This window comes from Nocardia sp. IFM 10818 (genome assembly GCF_054655275.1).
Map to the genome: position 1 here is coordinate 7,596,475 of NZ_BAAHJH010000001.1, position 21,186 is coordinate 7,617,660.

Consider the following 21,186-nt stretch of genomic DNA (forward strand, 5'->3'; position numbering starts at 1 on the left):
TCAGCTGCCCGCGCTGAGAACGCGGGCGATCTGAGCCAGGGCTGCAGGGGAGGTCATGCGCCAGTGCGTGACCGGCACGGCATGGTTGTGCAGCACGCCGTCGATGGCGTCGGTCCAGCCCGCGACATTCACCGTGCAGCTCGGATCGTCCAGGGCGGCGGTGAAGTACACCAGGTCGCCCTTGAACCGGCGGGGCCGGTACGAACCGATGAGCGCCAGTGAGCGCACACCGCTGTCGGTCATGCGCGCCAGCCGCTCCGGGCCGATATCGGCCGCCGCACCCAGCAAGCCGCCGAACAGTTCCGTCAGCGGAATATCCACGGGCTCGGTGGTATCCACGTGCAGCGCGCTGTCCAGCACGGCCAGAGTCGCCACCTGCTGCCCCTGCTCCTGCAACTGCACCGCCACGGCATGCGCCAGCACACCGCCCAGTGACCAGCCGAGCAGGTGATACGGCCCCTCCGGCTGGACCGCGCGAATCTCGTCGACATAGCGCCGCGCCCACTCCTCGATCGAATCCGGCTGTGCCGCCTCCGATCCGAGCGCCGGTGATTGCAGACCGTAGATCGGGCGATCGTCGTCCAGATGGGCCGCCAGTCCGGCGAAGGACCAGGAGATGCCGCCCGCCGGATGAATACAGAACAGCGGCGCTCCGGTCCCGGAGGGTCGCAGCGGCAACAGCACATCGAACGCACGATCCGCATCGATGCCCGCCGCGGCGTCCAGCCGCGCCGCCAGCCCGCCGGGCGTGGGCGCGGTGAACAACACCAGTACCGGAACCCGTCGCTCCAGAGCAGCACCGAGCGCCGCCGCCAACCGCACCGCGAGCAGCGAGTTGCCGCCCAGCTCGAAGAAGTTGTCGTCCAGCCCGATTCGATCCAACTCCAGGACCTCGGCGAAGACCGTGCACACGGTCCGCTCCAGTTCGGTAGCGGGAGCGCGGAATTCACGCGGCGCGAAAGCCGGTTCGGGCAGCGCCCGGCGATCCAGCTTGCCGTTGGCATTCAAGGGCAGCGCGTCCAGCACCACGAACGCCTCGGGCACCAGATACGACGGCAGCGTGGCCGCCAGCCGTGACGCCACCTGCGCCGCATCGATATTCGCACCGACCAGGTAGGCCACCAGCCGATCCCCGGCGGGTCCGGACTTGGCCAGCACCGCGGCCTGAGCGATCTCCGGCAACGCCAGCAGCGCCGTCTCGATCTCCCCCAGCTCGATCCGGAATCCGCGAATCTTCACCTGGAAGTCGGTGCGGCCCCGATGTTCCAGCTCCCCGCCCGCGGTCCACGCGACCAGGTCCCCGGTGCGATACATCCGCTCCCCCGGCTCGAACGGATTGGCCACGAACCGCTCCGCGGTCAGATCCGCCCGCCCGAAATAGCCACGAGCCAACTGCGCACCGGCTAGATACAGCTCCCCGGCCACCCCGACCGGCACCGGCCGCAACCGCGCGTCGAGCACATAGACCCGGCTGTTCCACTCCGGCACACCAATGGGCACCGTGACCCGATCGGCCGCACCCACCCGATGCGAGGTGATCGACACCGCCGCCTCGGTCGGCCCGTACAGGTTGAACAACCCGACCTCGGGGTAGGCCGTCCGGAACCGCTGCGCCAGCGCACCCGGCAACGCCTCACCAATGGCCAGCACCCGCCGCAGCGACCGCAACGGACGTTCCTGCCCGGCGGCGGTGAGCAGCGCATCGAGCATGGACGGCACCGCATGCAGCGTCGTCACCTGCTCCCGAGCCACCAGCTCGTTCAGATACCCCGCATCCCGATGCCCCTCGGCCGCGGCAATCAGCAGCCGCCCGCCACAGGCCGCCGCCGACCAGAACTCCCACACGGACAGATCGAACGTGGCAACAGTCTTGAGCAACACCGCATCGGCAGGCCCGAGCCCGAATTCCGCTGCCTTCCAGAGCAACTGATTCACCACCGCACCATGCGACACCGCCACGCCCTTGGGCCGCCCGGTCGAACCGGACGTGAAGACGACATACGCGGTATTGGCGGCCGTCAGCTCCCGCACCCGTTCCCCGGCGGAAACCGCCGCAGCCGAGTAGCCCGACAGGTCGAGCTCATCGATGCGTACCACCGCTCCCGGCATTTCGGCTCCGGTCACCCCGGCCGGCCCGACCCCGCTCCTTCCGGCTCGCCCGGCCTCGGCCATTCCGGCTTGCCCGGCCCCGCTCATTCCGGCGTGGGTTTGGCCGGAATCCACCCTGGTGACGACATCACCGGCGGCGTGTGGATCCCGGCCGACAAGCGCGCCGGGATGACCAGGGGATTCGCCCCGACGGTGGACTGGTTCGGCCCCGAAGCCATCGCGGGCCGTGGTGAGCACGCATGCGGGAGCGGCTGTCTCCAGGATGTACCGGGTGCGCTCGGCGGGTTGGTCGGGATCGACCGGCACGTAGATTCCACCGGCGACCGACACCGCGTACATGGCCACCACCAGGTCCACCGATCGCCGCAGCGCGAGCGCGACGCGAGTTTCGGGCCCTACGCCGAGTGAAATCAGGTGGCGTGCCAGCCTGTTCACCCGTTCGGCCAGCTCGGCATAGGTCAACTCGACCCGGCCCTCGGAACTGTCACCGATCAACGCCGGTGCCTGCGGGGCGGTGGCGATGGTCCGTTCGAGCAGCGAGGCCAGCGTTGCCGATTCGTCGATGGTGTGGCGGGTGTCGTTCCAGCTCACCAGGATTCGCTTGCGTTCGGCCGGAGTGAGCAGATCCAGGTCGCCCACCGGGGCGGTGGGTTGGGCGAGCACGGCGGCGAGCAGGCGCTGGAATCGGGCTGCGAATCCGGCGACGGTGGACTCGTCGAACAGGGCGGTCGCATAGGTGATGCTCGCCGCCAGTCCGGCGGGTGTGCCGTCGGGGTGGTAGCGGTCCGCGAGCACCAGGTGCAGGTCGAATTGCGAGATGGTGGTGTCGTATTCGCCCGCCGTGATGTGCAGGCCGTCGAGGGTGAAGGCCGCGCCGGACATATTGTTGAACGAGAAGCCGATCTGGAACAGCGGGTGCCGTGCGGTCGAGCGCATCGGGTTGAGCACCTCGACCAGGCGCTCGAACGGAACGTCGGCGTGCGAGAAGGCGGCCAGGTCGCCGGTTCGCACCTGCTGCAGCAGGGTGGTGAAGGCGGCGGCCGGATCGATCTCGGTGCGCAGCACCAGCGTATTGACGAACATGCCGACCAGGTCGTCGAGCATATCGTCGCCGCGACCGGCGACCGGGGTGCCCACCGCGATATCGGTGGTGCCGGACAGCCGGGACAGCAGCAGCGCGAAGGCGGTGTGCAGCACCATGAACAGCGTCGCGCCACTGTCGCGCCCGAGTTCGGCCAGCCGGGCGTGCAGCTCGGCGTCGATGGTGAACTCCAGCTCGCGGCCCACCGTGGACACCACCGCGGGACGCGGGCGGTCGGCGGGCAGCGTCAGCTGATCGGGCAGTCCGGCCAGGGTTTCGGTCCAGTACCGCAACTGCGCCGCCAGCAGCGAGGACGGCTCGTGTTCGGAGCCGAGCCGTTCCCGTTGCCACACCGCGTAATCCGCGTACTGCACCGGCAGCGGCGTCCAGCCGGGCGCCGTGCCGGCACGACGGGCGGCATAGGCGGTCATCATGTCGCGGGCCAGCGGTGTCAGCGATGATCCGTCGGCGGCGATGTGGTGCAGGACGACCACGAGTACCTGTTCCCCGTCCGCGCCGATCGGTGCGTAGAGGCGGGCGCGCAATGGGACAGCGGCGGTGACGTCGAAACCTTCCGCGACGAAATCGGTGACCGCCGAGCGCAATTCGTCCTCCGCTACCGGGAGCGGGTGCAATGGCGGCAGGGTCGCGGCGGGCAGGATCACCTGAACCGGTCCGGATTCGGTGAGCGGATACACCGTGCGCAGCACCTCGTGCCGATCCACCACATCCGCGATGGCGGCGTTCAGCGCCTCGAGATCGAGCGCACCGGACAATCGCAGCACCAGCGGAATATTGTAGGCCGCCGATTCACCGTCGAACCGGTTCAGGAACCACATCCGCTGCTGCGCCGGCGATAGCGGTGCGGGCCCGGTCTCGGTGCGGCGCACCAGCATCGGCCCCCGGACCGCGTCCCCGGAATCGACGACGGCGGCCAGGGCGGCGACGGTCGGATGCTCGAAGACGGTGCGCATGGCGACCTCAGCGCCCAGCCGCGCCGTCAGCCGCGCGGACAGTTTCGCCGCACTCAGCGAATTGCCGCCGCGAGCGAAGAAGTCATCGTCCACGCCGATCTCGCCGACCGCCAGACCGAGGGTCTCGGCGACGACGGCCGCGACCGTCCGTTCGGCCACGGTGACCGGCGCACGGAACTCCGCCGCCCGGAACACCGGCTCCGGCAGCGCCTTCCGATCCAGCTTGGCCGTCGGCGTGAGCGGCACCGCGTCGATCACCATGATGGCGGCGGGCACCATATAGGCGATGAGCGAGCGGCTCGCGTGGGCGCGCAGTTCCTCGATGTCGATGGTGCGCCCGGCGGCGGGCAGGACATACGACACCAGCGACAGATCACCGGAGGGCCCGGTATGGCCGATGGTGACGGCGAATTCCACGGCTTCGTGCGCGGCGAGCACCGCGTCGATCTCACCGAGTTCGATGCGCAGCCCGCGCAGTTTCACTTGATCATCGGATCGGCCCAGGTACTCCAGCACCGGATAGCCGATCCCGCCGACGGTGCGGGTCACCCAGCGCACCAGATCGCCGGTGCGGTAGAGCCGCCCACCGGGCTCCCCGTACGGATCGGCGACGAAGCGGTCGGCGCTCAGCGCGGGCCGCCCGTGATAGCCGCGCGCCAATCCCGGTCCGCGCAGGTACATCTCACCGACCACGCCATCCGGAACCGGCCGCAGCAGCGCATCCAGCACCACCGCCGACAGTCCGGGCGCGAGCCCGCCCAGCACCACGCCGTCACCGGGACGCAGCGCCGCGCTCATATGGGTGGTGATGGTGACCTCGGTAGGCCCGTAGGAGTTGTACAACTCCCGGCCGCTCCCCCAGCGCTCCACCAGATCGGGGCCGAATCCCTCACCGCCGACCGACAGATGACGCAGCCCGCGCAGCTTGTCCGGATCCAGGGTTTGCAGCACCGACGGCGTGATCAGCGCGTGCGTGACCCGCTCGGCCGCGATGAGCTCGCTCATCTCCGCACCGCCGAACACGTCCGCGGGCGCGATGACGAGCGCCGCGCCGGCGGGCAGCGCCATCAGCAGTTCCATCAGCGAGGCGTCGAAACTGGGCGAGGCCCGGTGCAGCACCCGATCGGACGACCCGGTGGGGCACTGCTGTTCGTGAATCGCCGCCACGCCACTGAGCCCCGCATGCGTGACCACCACGCCCTTGGGGCGGCCGGTGGAGCCGGAGGTGTACATCATCCAGGCCGCATTGCCGAGCCGCGCCGGGCGCGCCAGTTCGCCTGCGGTAACGGGTGCGCCGCTGGTGCGGTCCAGGACCGCGCCGGTGCCCGGGGCATCCAGCACGATCCATTCCGTCTGCGCCGGCAGCCTTTCCGCCACGGCGGCGACGGTGAGCCCGACCCGCGCCCCGGAGTCGTTCAGCATGTAGGCGATGCGCTCCGCCGGATAGGTGGGGTCCACCGGCAGGAAGGCCGCACCCGTCTTGGCCACCGCCCACAGCGCCACCATGGAGTCGATCGAGCGTGGAACGGCGACGGCGGCGAAATCCTCCGCCCCCAGCCCGCGCTCGATGAGCAGTCGCGCGAGCCGCGAGGACCGCTCGTCCAGCTCCCGATAGCTGAGGCTGCGGCCCCGGTACACCAGCGCGGTGCCGTGCGGATTCGCCGCCACGGCCGCGGCCATGATCTCGGCCAGGGTGCGCGCGGGCAAGGCGCGCGGCCCCCGCCGGGCCAGCAGGGCGGACCGTTCGGTGGGCGCCAGCACCTCGATGGCGCCGATCCGGATTTCCGGATTCTCGGTGACCGCGCCGAGCACCCGGCCGAAGCGGCGCAGCAGCTCGGCGACCGTGCACTCGTCGTACAGGTCGGTGGCGTAGGTGATCTCCACCGGCAGATGCCCGTCCGCGTCGAGTTCCTCGCCGATGGTGAAGGTCAGATCGAATTTCGCGGTGGTCTCGTCGAATTCGACATCCTCCAGCACCAGTCCGGGCACCCCGTGGGTACCGCGGGTCAGGTTCAGATAGCTCAGCGTCACGGTGAAGACCGGATGCCGGGTCCGGGTGGGCTCGATGCCGAGTTCGTTCACGATCCGCTCGAAGGGCACCGTGGCGTGCGCGAAGGCCGCCAGGTCCACCTCGCGGGTCTCGGCGAGCAGCTCGGCGAAGCTGCGTTCCAGACCGGGCCGGGTGCGCAACGCCAGGGTATTGACGAACATGCCGACCAGGTCGTCCAGGGCGCTGGCCGCTCGGGCGGCGGTGGGCGTGCCGATGGCGATATCGTCGGTGCCGGACATGCGCGCCAGCAGCACCGCCAGCGCCGCATGACAGACCATGAATGGTGTGGCGTTGTGCCGCTTGGCAATCGACCGCACCCGCGCGCCGACGCCGCCGCCGATCCGGCCGCGCACCACCGCGCCGCGGCGCGAGGATACGGCCGGACGCGGACGGTCGGCCGGCAGCGGCAGTTCGTCGGGAAGTCCGGCCAGGGTCGCCCGCCAGTACGCAAGCTCCTCGGCGGCAACCGCATCCAGCACCCGGTGCTGCCACACTGTGTAGTCGGCGTACTGCACCGGCAAGGGTGACCAAGCCGGTGGCGCGCCCTGGCACCGCGCCAGATAGGCGGTGATGAGATCGCGCACCAGCGGATCCACGGAGAAGCCGTCGCCCGCGATGTGGTGCAGCACCACCACCAGCACATGACTGCCGCCGGACTCGCGCAGCAGCACCGCCCGCACCGGGACCTCGGTGGTGACATCAAAACCGGCGGAGACGATCTCGGCGATGCGCCCCATCACTCGTGCGGCGCCCACCGTTTCCAGCTCGAGCCGCATGGCGGTGTGCGGCGGCAGGATCACCTGATGGCCGTCGCCGTCCCCATCGAGGGGGTACACGGTGCGCAGCGCCTCGTGGCGCACGACCACATCGGCGAAAGCCGCCCGCATGGCGTGCTCGTCGAGGTCGCCCAGAATGCGCACCGCCGCGGGCAGGTTGTAGGCGGGCGATTCCGGATCGAGGCGATTCACCAGCCACATGGGCTGCTGCAGCGGCGACAGCGGAATCCGTTGCGGGCGCGGACCGGTGGTGAGGGCGGGCAGCGCCTCGGCGGGCCGCTCGGCATCCAGGCGGGCGGCGAGCGCGCACACCACCGAGGTCTCGAACAGGGTGCGCACCGGAATGCGATGGCCCAGGCGCTCGTTCAGCCGGGCCAGGACCCGGGTGGCATTGAGCGAATTGCCGCCGAGGTCGAAGAAGTCGTCCGCGGCCCCGACTCGCGCCAGGCCCAGGACCTCGGCGAAGGCGGCGGCCACGGTGTGCTCGGTGGCGGTGCCGGGTGCGCGATAGGCGACCTGGTCGAACACCGGATCGGGCAGCGCCGCGCGATCCAGCTTGCCGGAGGCATTGAGCGGGAAGGCTTCCAGCACCACGAAGGCGGACGGGACCATATAGGACGGCAGGGCCGCGGCGGCCGCCGCACGCACCTCCGCTTCCGCGATCGGCGCCCCGGGCAGCGCGGTCAGATAGCCGACCAGGTGCTCACCGGCCGGGGTCACCACCACCCGGGCGGCGACCTGTGCGACCCCCGGCGCCGCGCCCAGCGCGGCCTCGATTTCGCCGAGTTCCACCCGCTGACCGCGGAACTTCACCTGGAAGTCGGTGCGGCCCAGGTACACCAGTTCCGCGTGCTCGCCGGTGTCGTCCCAGCGCACCAGGTCACCGGTGCGGTACATGCGATCCCCGGGCGCGCCGAAGGGGTCGGCGACGAAGCGGTCGGCGCTGATGTCCGGTCGGCCGTGATAGCCGCGGGCCAGTTGCGCGCCGGCCAGGTACAGCTCCCCCGCAACCCCGGGCAGCACCGGCCGCAGGCGCGAATCCAGCACGTAGACACGGCTGTTCCACTCCGGGCGGCCGATGGGCATGACGGTGCGCGCAACCTCGCCGGTGACATCGCGGTAGGTGATCGACACCGCCGCCTCGGTGGGTCCGTACAGGTTGTGCAGCCGCGCGGCGCTCACCGCGCCGAAGGCCCGCACGGTGTCCGCGGGCAGGGCTTCACCGATGACGAACACCTGCCGCAGTGAGGCCAGCGCGGTCCGCAGTTCGGCGGGATCCGCGTGACCGGCGAACACGCCCAGCATGGACGGTACGAAATCGGTGACGGTGACGCCGGTTTCGGCGATCACGCGGGTCAGATACGCCGGATCGCGGTGGCCGTCCGGGGTGGCCACCACCAGCGTCGCGCCCACCCGCAAGGGCAGGAACCAGCCCCACAGTGAGACGTCGAAGGTGGTGGCGGTCTTCTGGAGATACACATCGGCCGCGGTGAGCCGGTACTCGTGGCCCATCCAGTTCATCTGATTGACGATGGCGGCGTGAGACACGCTGACACCCTTGGGTTTTCCGGTCGACCCCGAGGTGAAGAGGACATATGCCGGATGCCGCGGGCGCAGCGGGGCGCGCCGCTCGGCGGCGGTGACGGCGACGATGGAGTAGCCGTCGAGCGCCACCGTGTCCACCTCGACGATCGGACCCCGGTAGCCGAGATCGGCCCGATCCGCGGCGGTGGTCAGCAGGGCCGCCGGGCGTGCGGTGTCGAGGATGTGGGCAATGCGCCGCACCGGATGATCCGGGTCGATCGGCACATACGCGCCGCCCGCCTCCAGGACGGCGTAGATGGCGATCACGAGATCCACCGAGCGCCGGATCGACAGGGCCACCAGTGATTCCGGTCCGATTCCCGTCGCGATGAGATGGCGGGCCAGCTGGTTGACGCGGCGGTGCAACTCGGCATAAGTCAGCTCCGCGGCGGGCTGGTCACCATCCGGTGCGTAACGCAGGGCCACCCGGTCGGGAGTGGCCGCGACCTGCGCCCGGAAGGCGTCGAGCAGGAGCTCCCCGGGGTCCGAGGCACAGCCGGAATCGTTCCATTCGCGCAGTACGCGTTCGCGCTCGCCGCGCTCGAACAGGTCGATATCGCCGACGAGCCGCCCGGGAGCGGCGGTCACCGCCGTCAAGAGGCGCTCGAACCGGCGGGCCAGGGCCGCAATGGTCTCCGCATCGAACAGATCGGTGGCATAGGTGAAGGCCAGGGCATCGTCCGTGACGGTCAGCTGCAGATCGAACCTGCTTGTCTGATAGTCGAATTCGCATTCGCGCACGCTGACGCCGGGCAGCTCGAGGCCGATCGGGTCGAGGTTCTGGAAGAACAGCGCCACCTGGAACAGCGGGTGCCGGGCCGGTGAGCGCGGCGGATCGAGCACCTCCACCAGGCGCTCGAACGGGACATCCGCATGCGCGAAGGCATCCAGATCGGTATCGCGCACCCGGGCCAGCAGCTCCGCGAACGATTCGCCCGGCCGCACCGCGGTGCGCAGCACCAGGGTGTTGACGAACATGCCGATCAGATCGTCCAGCGCGGCCTCGCCGCGGCCGGCGACGGGCGCGCCCACCGCAATGTCCTCGGTGCCGGACAGGCGGGCCAGCAGCACCGCCAGGGCCGCGTGCACCACCATGAACGGCGTGGCGTCCGACGCCGCGGCGAGGACGGCGACCGCCTCCCGCAGCGACGCGTCGAAGGGCGCCGTGACGACGGCCGCACGGTGTGAGGCCGCCAGCGGGCGGGGCCGGTCGGCGGGCAGGTCGAGTTGGGCGGGCAGCCCCTGCAAGGTCGTCCGCCAGTACGTCAGCTGCCGCGCCGCCAGGGATTCCGGATCGTCCTCGGCGCCGAGCAGCTCGCACTGCCACAGCGCGTAGTCGGCGTACTGCACCGGTAGCGGCACCCACCGCGGTGCGCCGCCGCCCGCCCGGGCCGCGTACGCGACGCCGAGATCGCGGGCCAGCGGCGTCAGCGAGAAGCCATCGGCGGCAATGTGATGCACGACCAGGACGAGCACCTGTTCATCGGCCGAGACCGCGGCGAGGCCGATCCGCAGCGGCACCGCCGCGGTCACGTCGAATGGTGTGCCCGCGAACGCGGCCAGCGCGGCGGGCAGATCCGTGCCGTCCAGCCGGGTCACCGCCGGTGCGCTGCCGGGCGGCAGAATGCGCTGGTAGCCGATGCCGTCGACATCCGGGTAGACGGTACGCAGCGACTCGTGCCGATCGGTGACGTCCTGCAAGGCCGCCGTCAGCGCGACGGAATCCACGGCGCCGACGAGGCGCAGGGCGACGGGGATGTTGTTGACCGTCTCCTGCGGGTCGAACCGATTCAGGAACCACATGCGCTGCTGTGCCGGAGACAGCGGAAGCAGTTCCGCCGCACCGGCGTCCGCGGGCCGGGCCAGCAGAACGGGCCGCTCGCCGGTACCGGCGAGGTGCGCCACCCGGGCGGCCAGACCGGCCACCGTCGGCGCCTCGAAGAGCAGTCGCACCGGTATATCGGCCGCCAGCGCCGCGCCCAGGCGAGCCACCAGGCGGGTGCCGGACAGCGAATTGCCGCCGAGCGCGAAGAAGTCGTCCTCCGCGCCGACCCGGTCCCGGCCGAGCAGTTCGGCGACGATCGCGGCAATGACGCGTTCGGTCGCGGTCGCCGGGGCGCGGTAGGCGACAGTCCGGAATTCCGGTTCCGGCAGCGCCCTTCGATCCAGTTTGCCGGAGGCATTGAGCGGGAAGGCGTCCAGGACCACGAAGGCCGCCGGAATCATGTACGACGGCAGCGTCGCGGCCAGTCGTTCCCGGACGGCGTCGACGTCCACCGCGGACTCGGCCGCGAGCAGGTAGGCGACCAGCTGATCGCCCAACTGGTCGTGAGGGCGCATCACCACCACGGCCTGTGCGATGGATTCCAGTGTGGTGAGCGCGGATTCGATCTCACCCAGCTCGATGCGCAGACCGCGCAACTTGACCTGGAAGTCGGTGCGGCCCAGGTATTCCAATTCGCCCGTACCGGCCCACTTCACGAGGTCACCGGTGCGGTACATGCGCGCACCCGGCTCGAACGGATTGGCCACGAACCGATCCGCGGACAGCCCGGGCCGGGTCAGGTAGCCCCGGGCAAGCTGATCACCGGCCAGGTAGAGCTCACCCGCGATACCCGGAGCGACCGGTCGCAGTCTCGAATCCAGCACGTAGACACGGGTATTCCACACCGGCCTGCCGATGGGCACCGACACGGTGTCGGTATAGGCGACCTCGTGATAGGTGACGTCGACCGCGGCTTCGGTGGGTCCGTACAGATTGTGCAGCCGGGCCCCGGTCAGCTCGCGCGTCCGCTGCGCGGTGGACGCGGGCAATGCCTCACCCGAGGCGAAGAGTTGCCGCAGGCGCATCCCCCCGCCGCGCACGGAAGTGGTTGTCTCCTCCAGGGCGCCGACGAATGCCGCCAGCATGGCGGGCACGAAGTGCGCGGTGGTGACGCCCTGCTCGCCGATGACCCGAACCAGGTACGCCGGATCGCGGTGCCCGTCGGGCCGGGCCACCACCAGCCGGGCCCCGGTGAGCAACGGCCAGAAGAACTCCCACACCGAGACGTCGAAGGTGGCCGGGGTCTTCTGCAGGACCACGTCCGCCGCGGTCAGGCGATACTCGGATTGCATCCACACCAGGCGGTTCACAATGGCCGCGTGGCTGACCGCCACACCCTTCGGGCGCCCCGTCGAACCGGAGGTGAAGATGACGTAGGCGGTGTTGTCGTGTCGCAAGGGCCGCCGCCGCTCGGCATCGGTCAGCGGTTCGCCGGGCCACCAGCCGGACAGGTCCAGCAGATCGATGCGCACCTGCGCGATATCGATCGGCAGGTCCATCCCCGACGTCAGCACGGCCACCGGATCGGCGGTGGCGAGAATGTATTCCAGGCGTTCGGCGGGCTGATCCGGATCCAGCGGCACATACGCCCCGCCCGCCGCGAGCACCGCGTACATGCCGACGACCAGGTCGATGGAACGCCGCATACCCAGGGCCACCAGCGATTCCGGGCCCACACCGTGCGCGAGCAGATGGCGCGCCAACCGGTTCACCCGCGCGGCGAGTTCGCCGTAGGTCAGGCTGGCGCCCTCGAAAGTCAGCGCCGTGCGGTGCGCGGATCGCAGCGCCTGCGCTTCGAACAGCGAGATGAGCGTCGGCGCACCGCCGTCCAGGCGCAGATCGGCCGCGGTGTCGTTCCAGTTCCGCAGCACCAGTTCGCGTTCGGCGGGATCGAGCAGGTCGATATCGCCCACCGGAATGGCGGGATCGGCCAGGGCGGCGGCCACGATGCGGCGGAATCGCGCGGCGAATCCGGCGATGGTGCCGACGTCGAACAGGTCGGTGGCATAGCGCAGTACACCGTGCAGGGCGGTGCGGCCCGCCGCGTCGGCGACCTCGGTGAACGCCAGCGACAGATCGAATTGCGCGGTGGTGTTCTCGATCGGATAGCCGGAGACCTCCAGGCCGGGCAACCGCAGCGTCGTATCGTCCCGGTGCTCGAAGGTGAGCAGCGCCTGCACGATGGGTGAATGCGCTTGGGAGCGCATCGGATCGAGCTCCTCGACCAGCCGCTCGAACGGCAGCTCGGCGTGCGCGAAGGCGCGTACGTCGGTTTCCCGCACGGTGCCGAGCAGGCTCGCGAACCGGGTGTCTCCGGTGACCGGCGTGCGCAGCACCAGGGTGTTGACGAACATGCCGACCAGATTGTCGAGGGCCTGTTCGGAGCGGCCCGCGATGGGCGTGCCGATGGCGATATCGGCGCTGCCGGTCAACCGCGCCAGCAGCGTGGCGTAGGCGGCGTGCACCACCATGAAGGTCGAGACCCCGTGCCGCCGCGCCAATTCCTCGATGGCGGCGGTCGTCTCGGCATCGATGCCGAACTGGTAGGCGGCGCCGCGACCGGACGCCACCGCTGGGCGGGGCCGATCGGCGGGTAGCTCCAGCAACGGGGGCAAGCCGGCCAGCTCGGTGCGCCAGTGCGAGATCTGCTCGGACAGAATCGAATCCGGGTCATCGGCGCTGCCGAGCACCGCGTGCTGCCACAGCGTGAAGTCGGCGTACTGCACCGGAAGCGGAGTCCATGCGGGCGCCGCACCTGCCGTGCGGGCCGCGTACGCGAATACCAGATCGCGTGCCAGCGGCGTGGTCGAAACACCGTCGGCCGCAATGTGATGGGTGACCACGACCAGCACGTGCTCACGGTCGGAGCCGATGCGCCGCAGGAGTTGCACCCGGATCGGCAATTCGGTGCGCAGGTCGAAGCCGCGACCGGCGACCTCGGCCACCGCGGCGGCCATATCGCCGGTTTCCACCGGATTCAGCGCGGGCATGGCGAGTTCCGCCGCCGGGACGACGACCTGCCTGGGACCGTCCGCGTCCTCGGGAAACACCGTGCGCAGCGATTCGTGGCGGACGATGACATCGGCGACGGCGGCCCGGAGCGCGGCCACGTCCAGCTCACCGGTGAGGCGGATGGCCGCCGGAATGTTGTAGACCGCGGATTCCGGCTCCAGCCGGTTGAGCACCCACATCCGGTTCTGCGCCAGCGACAGCGGGATTCGCTCCGGGCGAGGCCCGGCCGCCAGCCTCGGCCCGCTGCCCGCTCCCCGGGTGACGCGGGCGGCAAGAGCGGCAATGGTCGGGGCCTCGAAGATCTCCCGCACACCGATATCACTGCCGAGGGCGGCATTGGCGCGGGCGATCAAGCGCATGGCGAGCAGGGAGTTGCCGCCGCGCGCGAAGAAGTCGTCGTCCGCGCCCATGGGTGCGCCGCCGAGCAGATCGCCGGCGAGGGCGGCCAGCACGGCCTCCGCGCCTTCCTTCGGAGCGCGGAAAGCGACTGCGGAGGCGGTGAATTCGACTGCGGGCAGGGCTGTGCGGTCGAGCTTGCCGACGCTGGTGAGCGGCATCGCGTCCAGCACCACCAGATGGGCGGGCACCATATAGCCGGGCAACTGGGCGCGCGCATGGTCGAGCACGGCGTCCGCCGACAGGCCCGCACCGCTGACATAGCCGACCAGGCAATCGGCGCCGCCACTGTCCTTCGCGGCGAGCACCGCCGCATGGGCGACGCCCTCGGCGGACAGCAGCGCCGCCTCGATCTCGCCGAGTTCGATGCGCTGACCGCGCAGCTTCACCTGGAAGTCGTTGCGGCCCAGATATACCAGCGCGCCATCCCGGTTCCACCGCACCAGATCGCCGGTGCGGTACATGCGGGATCCGGGCACCCCGAACGGGTCGGATACGAAGCGTTCCGCCGTGAGCCCGCCCCGGCCCTGATAGCCGCGCGCCAGCTGAGCGCCCGCCAGGTACAGCTCGCCGGTGACGCCGGTCGGCACCGGCCGCAGCCGGGCATCCAGGACGTAGGCGCGGGTATTCCAGTTGGGCCGGCCGATGGCCACCTCGTATTCCGGGTCCGCATCGGAGAATTCGTGGTAGATGGTGGAAATCGCGGCCTCGGTCGGGCCGTACGCATTGTGCACCGCGCCGCCGACGTGCGCGCGCAGCGTGGTCAGCAGTTCGGCCGACAGCGCTTCGCCGCCGGTGTGCAGGTGCCGGAACGAGGCCAGCGCATCACCGTGGCCCTCCGCGATCAGCGCGGCCAGCACCGACGGCACATGCTCGGCGATGGTGACGCCGCAGTCCCGCATCAGCCCCGCCAGATAGTCCAGGTCCCGATGCCCGTCCGGCCGCGGGATCACCAGCGGCGCGCCGACCAGCGCGGGCAGGAAGCACTCCCACACCGATACGTCGAAGGTCAAGGGCGCGCGCTGCATGATCCGGTCGTCCCGGGTGACCCCGTAGCGGTGCTCGAGCCAGCGCAATTGGTTCATGATGGCGCGATGGCTGGTGGCGACACCCTTGGGCAGACCGGTGGAGCCCGAGGTGAACAGCACATACGCGAGGTTGTCCGGCCGCAGCACACCCCGCCGGTCGGCATCGGTGAGCGGCGCGGGCGACAGTGCGGACAGCTCGAGCGCGGCCACCTCCAGCACACGCACGCCATCCAGCGCGGGCAGTGTGGCACCGCCGACGGCCAGCGCCAGGGTGGCCTGCGATGCGGCGAGCACATGGGCGATCCGGTCGGCCGGGTGCTCCGGGTCAATGGGCAGATACGCCGCACCCGCCTGCACGATGGCGAACAGCGCGGTCACCGTGTCGAACGACCGCTGGGCGGTGACGCCGACAACGGTGTCCGGACCGACGCCCTCCGAAACCAGATGCCGGGCAAGACGATTCGCACGATCGGCGAGCTCGGCATAGGTGCGGGTAGCCCCGTCGAGGGCGAGCGCGACGGTCTCCGGGTCCGTCGCGGCTCGCCGATCGAGCAGATCGGCCAAGGTCTCGCGCGGCAACGCCCGCGCGGTGGCATTGCGGTCGGAGAGCAGTTCCCCGCGCTCGGCCACCGACATGATCTCCACCTCGCCCGCGGTGACGCGCGGATCGGCGAGCAGTGCGCGCAGCACCCGTTCGAAGGCGGCGAGGAAACCCGCCACGGTCTCCGAATCGAACAGGTCGCGGGCATAGACCAGATGGACCTCCATGCCCGCGGGCGCCCCCGCGGCGTCGGTGGTCTCCGACAGCGTCCAGTCCAGATCGAACTGGGTAGCGCCGACCTCCACCTCCAGCGCCTCGATGGCGAGCCGCTGCAACCGGATCTCCGGCCGTTCGTGGTTCTGCAGGGTCAGCGTCACTTGGCACAACGGTGCATGCGCCTGCGAGCGCACCGGATTCAGGGCGTCGACGAGCGTTTCGAAGGGCACCAGGGCGTGCTCGAAGGCCGCCAGATCGGTCTCTCGCACCGTGGCGAGCAGTTCACCGAGGGTGGCATCCGGCGAAACGGCGGTGCGCAGCACCAGCGTATTGACGAACATGCCGACCAGGTCGTCCAGCGCCTCGTCACCCCGTCCCGCCACCGGCGCGCCGATGACGATATCCGCCGCCCCCGACAGCCGGGACAGCACTACAGCCAGCGCCGTATGCAGCACCATGAACGGCGTCACCCGCTGCTCGGCCGCGAATGCACCGATAGCGGCGTGCAATTCGGCATCCAGGCGACCGCGCACCAGCCCGCCGCGATTCCCGGCCACCGCCGGCCTCGGCCGATCACCCGGCAGCGCGAGCACCTCGGGCACACCATCCAGGCGGCGCGTCCAGTACCGCAGCTGTCCCGCGAGCACCGAATCGTGGTCATCCGCGCTGCCGAGCGCGGCCCGCTGCCAGAGCGCGAAATCCGCGTACTGCACCGGCAGGGGCGTAGGACTCGGCGCGACTCCGGCGCAACGGGCCACATAGGCGTGCGCGAGGTCCCGGGTCAGCGGCGCGAACGACCACCCGTCGGCGGCGATGTGATGCACCACGAACAGCAGGACATGGGTATTCGGTTCATCCACAACGCGCAACAACTTCGCGCGGAACGGCACCTCGGCCGTGACGTCGAAGACGGTGTGCGCCAGCGCCTCCGCCCGCTCACCCAAATCCGCCGCGGAAACCCCCTCCGCCGCGAGCTCCACCAGCCGGGTACCCGCGGGCAGAACCAGCTGCGTAGGCGCGCCATCGCGCTCCGGATACAGCGTGCGCAGCGTTTCGTGACGGGCGATCACATCGGCGATGGCGGCCTCCAGCGCCTCCACATTGAGCGAACCGGTGAGCCGCAGTGCGAACGGAATGTTGTACCCGTCCCGCCCATCGAACCGATTCAGGAACCACATGCGCTGCTGGGCAATGGACAGCGGAATCTCCGCCCCCCTCTCCTGCACGGTCAACGGCGGAAGCACAGGGGAAACCGCACTGTCCGCCAACTGGATACGCAACGCCAGCCCGCGCACCGTGGAGTCCTCGAAAACAGCGCGCAGCGGCACCGCCGCACCGGTGGCCTTGCTCAGCCGCGCCGCCAGCTGCGTGGCGATGAGAGAGTTCCCGCCCAGCGCGAAGAAGTCGTCGTCGATCCCGATCCGATCCACGCCCAGCAGCGCGGAGAAGACATCGGCAACCAGAGTCTCACCGGACCCCACAGGCGCCCGGAACTCCGACCGCACCGGCGCGGGAGCAGGCAGCGCCCGGCGATCCAGCTTCCCGGAGGCATTGAGCGGGAACGCATCCAGCACCAGATAGGCCGACGGCACCATATATCCCGGCAGCCGCCGAGCCAGCGCCGCACGCACCTCCGCAACCACAACCTCGGCACCATTCGCCGGGATGAGATAGGCAACCAGCGCATCACCCGTGCCGTGATCGTCACGCACGAGCACAACGGCCCGAGCCACCGAATCCAGTGCAATGAGCGCGGATTCGATCTCACCCAGCTCGATCCGCAGACCGCGCAACTTCACCTGGAAATCGGTACGACCCAGGTACACGATCGAACCATCAGCAGCCCGCCGCACCAGGTCACCGGTGCGATACATCCGCTCGGACGTCCCGAACGGATTGGCCACGAACCGATCCGCGGTCAGATCCGCGCGGCCCACGTACCCACGCGCCAGCTGATCACCCGCCAGATACAGCTCACCCGCCACACCCTGCGGCACCGGGTGCAGACGCGAATCCAGCACGTACGCCTGGGCGTTCCACACCGGCAGACCGATGGGCACCGCGCCCTGCACATCCTCCGCGACCGGCGCGAACGTGGCGTGCACGGTGAATTCGGTGGGGCCGTACAGGTTGTGCAGCTTCGCCGGGCTGATACGCCGGAACGCCCACACCGCATCCGAGGTCAATGCCTCACCGGCCACCAATAGTGCCCGCAACGACACCAACTGCGCCGGCTCGGCAGCCTGGGCGAATACCGACAGCATGGACGGCACGAACGAGGTGATCGTGACCCGCTCAGCCGCAATCACATCCGCCAAATACCGCGGATCCCGATGCCCGTCCGCCGCTGCCACGACCATCCGACCACCGGTCGCCAACGGCCCGAACAACTCCCACACCGACACATCGAAGGTCTGCGGCGTCTTGAACAGCACCACATCGCCGGCATCGATGCCGTATTCGGTGGTGATCCAGCGGATCTGGTTCACGACCGCCGAGTGCGGCACCGCCACACCCTTCGGGCGACCGGTCGAACCGGACGTGAAGATCACATAGGCCGCGTTGGACGGCCGCAGCGGAGCGATCCGCTCGGCATCGCTGACCGGAACAGCCTGGTACTCCGACAGATCCAGCTCATCGACAACCAGCGTCACCACACCTGCGGCGGCCGAACCACCGCCGGTGGTGGTGAAGCCGTGACTCGCCGCGTTGGAACCGTCGCCCACGGTGGGCGAAGCTCCGCCGACGCGAATCGCAATGTCGCCCGCAGAATCGGAGCCATCGTCCGCAATGGTCCGGCCGTCACCCGGGGCAGTCGAGGGATCCCCGGTCGTGGTCGAGACGTCGCATCGGGCGGCAGCGCCCGCGCGCGCAATGGCGAAGCTGTCCTGCGTGGTGGTGAGTACGCAGACCGGGGCTGCGGTCGCGAGCACGTCGGCGATGCGTTCCGCGGGCTGGTCGAGGTCCAGGGGCACGTAGGCGCCACCGGCCTCGAGCACCGCGTAGGCGGCGGCGACGAAGTCGAGTGAGCGGCGCATGCCGAGGGCGACACGGGTTTCCGAGCCCACGCCGGCTGCGATGAGGCGGCGGGCCAGGCGGTGCACGCGGGAGGCGAACTCGGCGTAGGTCAGGACCTCGCGGGCCGCATCCTTGGGGACGTTCCCCATGGTGAGGGCGGGGGCGTCCGGAATGACCAGGGCGGGGGCGTCCGGAGTTCGGGCGGACTGGGCGAGGAACAGATCGACCAGTGTGTGTTCGGTGACCGGGTGGGTGGTGTCGTTCCACGTCCGCAGGGCGAGGTCTCGTTCAGCGGGATCGAGGAGGTCGATGTCGCCTACTCGTGCGGACGGGTTGGCGGCCGCCGCTCGCAGGATGCGCTGGAAGCGGGCGGTGAAGGCGGCTGCGGTGGCTGCGTCGAAGAGTTCGGTCGCGTAGCGGAGGCTCGCGGTCAGGTGGTCGCCCGCTGCTTCGGTGATCACCAGTTGCAGGTCGAATTTGGCTGTTGGGTCGGGTATTTCGATCGGGGTGACGGTGAGGCCCGGTAGCCGTAGTTCGGCGTCGGCATCGGGCGCTTCGCCGAAGCTGAGCATGACCTGGAAAAGGGGGTGCGCGCCGGTGGAGCGGTCCACCGCGAGTGCGTCGACGAGGCGCTCGAAGGGCAGTTCGGCATTCGCGAAGGCAGCCAGGTCGATATCGCGGACCTGGGCGAGGAGGTCGGTGAAGGAGGTGTTGCCGTCTACCTCGGTGCGTAGCACCAAGGTGTTGACGAACATGCCGATGAGAGGGTCGAGTTCGCGTTCGCCGCGGCCGCCGACCGGTGTGCCGATGGCGATGTCGGTGATGTTCGCCAAACGGGACAGGGTGGCGGCGAAGGCGGCGTGGACCACCATGAACAAGGTGGCGTTGCTTGCTGCCGCCAGGTCACGCAGGCCGGTGAGGACCTCGGTCGAGACGGTGAAGTCGACTGTGGCGCCGGTGTTCTGCGGATCTGCGGGGCGGGGGCGGTCGGTGGGGAGCGGTAGTTGGGCGGGGAGGCCGGTGAGGGTGTCGCGCCAGAATTCGAGTTGCTGGTGGGCTAGGTCGCCGGGGGTGGTTTCGGAGCCCAGGAGGGTGCGCTGCCAGAGGCTGTAGTCGGCGTATTGGATGGTCAGGGGGGACCAGTCGGGGGCGTGGCCGGTGTGGCGGGCGGTGTAGGCGCGCATGAGGTCGGCGACGAGGGGCGGCATGGACAGGGCGTCGCCGGCTATGTGGTGCAGGACCAGGACCAGGACGTACTCGTCGGCGTTCAGGGGGGCGTCGGGGCCGCGGTCCAATACCAGGAGCGCTATGCGAGAGGGGAGTTCGCGGGTCACGTCCATGGGAGCGGACACGATGGCGGTGACGGCCGTGATGACCTCGGATTCCGGGACCTGGACGCGGTTCAGGCTCAGGCCGACATCGGTGGCGTCGAGGGTTTTCTGGTACGGGCCGAATTCGGTGTCGGGGTAGTAGGTGCGCAGGGATTCGTGGCGGGCCAGCAGGTCGAGGACGGCCTGTTGCAGGGCGGTGAGGTCGAGGCGGCCGGACAGGCGCAGCACGACCGGGAGATGGTAGCGACCGGGGGCGTCCTGCTCGCTTTCCAGGCGGTTGAGGAACCATAGTCGCTGCTGCGCGGGCGAGAGCGGCACCCTGGCGGGCCGCTGCTGCGGTGTCGGTGCGGGACGTGTGGCAGTGCCCTTGAATTCGGCTACGGCGGCGGCGAAGGCTTCGACGGATCCGGCGTCGAAGAGCAGGCGGACCGGAATGCGTACGCCCAGTTCGGCTCCGGTGCGCGCGGTGACCTGGGTGGCGGAGAGCGAGCTGCCGCCGAGGGCGAAGAAGTCGTCGTCGAGGCCGATGCGCGGCAGGCCCAGCACTTCGCCGAAGATACGGGCGACCAGGCGTTGGGCGGCGTCGACGGGTGCGCGGAAGCGCTTGGCCGCCAGAACCGGTGCGGGCAGGGCCTTGCGGTCCAGCTTGCCGCTGGCGCCCAGGGGGAACTCGGTGAGTTCCACGATCGCGGTGGGCACCATATAGGGCGGCAGCAGCCGGGCCGCGCGGGCCGTGAGCGCCTCGATATCGAGATCGCCTCCGGGCGTGCGGATCACATAGCCGGCGAGATAGTCGCCGGTTTCGGCGGTGACCACCCGGACCGCGGCCTGCGCGACCTCCGGCGCGGTCAGCAGCGCCGTCTCGATATCGGCCAGTTCGATGCGCTGGCCCCGGAACTTGATCTGGAAGTCGAGCCGGTCCAGATAGACGAGTTCACCGTCGGCGGTCCACTTCACCAGGTCGCCGGTGCGGTACATGCGCGCTCCCGGCCGCCCGAACGGGTTGGCCACGAAGCGATCCGCGGTGAGGTCGACGCGGCCGTGATAGCCGCGCGCCAGCTGCACGCCTGCCAGATACAGCTCGCCGGGCACCCCGATGGGCACCGGGTGCAGCCGCGAATCCAGCACGTAGACCTGGGTGTTCCACTCCGGCTCGCCCATGGGCACCGCCGTGGTCTCGTCGCCCGCCTCGCGATAGGTGACCGTGACGGCCGCCTCGGTGGGCCCGTACAGATTGTGCAGCCC

Annotated in this window: 1 protein-coding gene (only partly in view); it reads right to left on the bottom strand. The window is 70.0% G+C overall.

What is annotated here, in order from left to right:
* On the bottom strand, nt 1-21,186 hold the 3' portion of the coding sequence (locus tag ACYQ5L_RS35235; RefSeq protein ID WP_459962531.1) for a non-ribosomal peptide synthase/polyketide synthase. It continues 4,446 nt past the right edge of the window; only the last 21,186 of its 25,632 coding nucleotides appear in the window; its start codon lies off the right edge, out of view; the stop codon is at nt 1-3.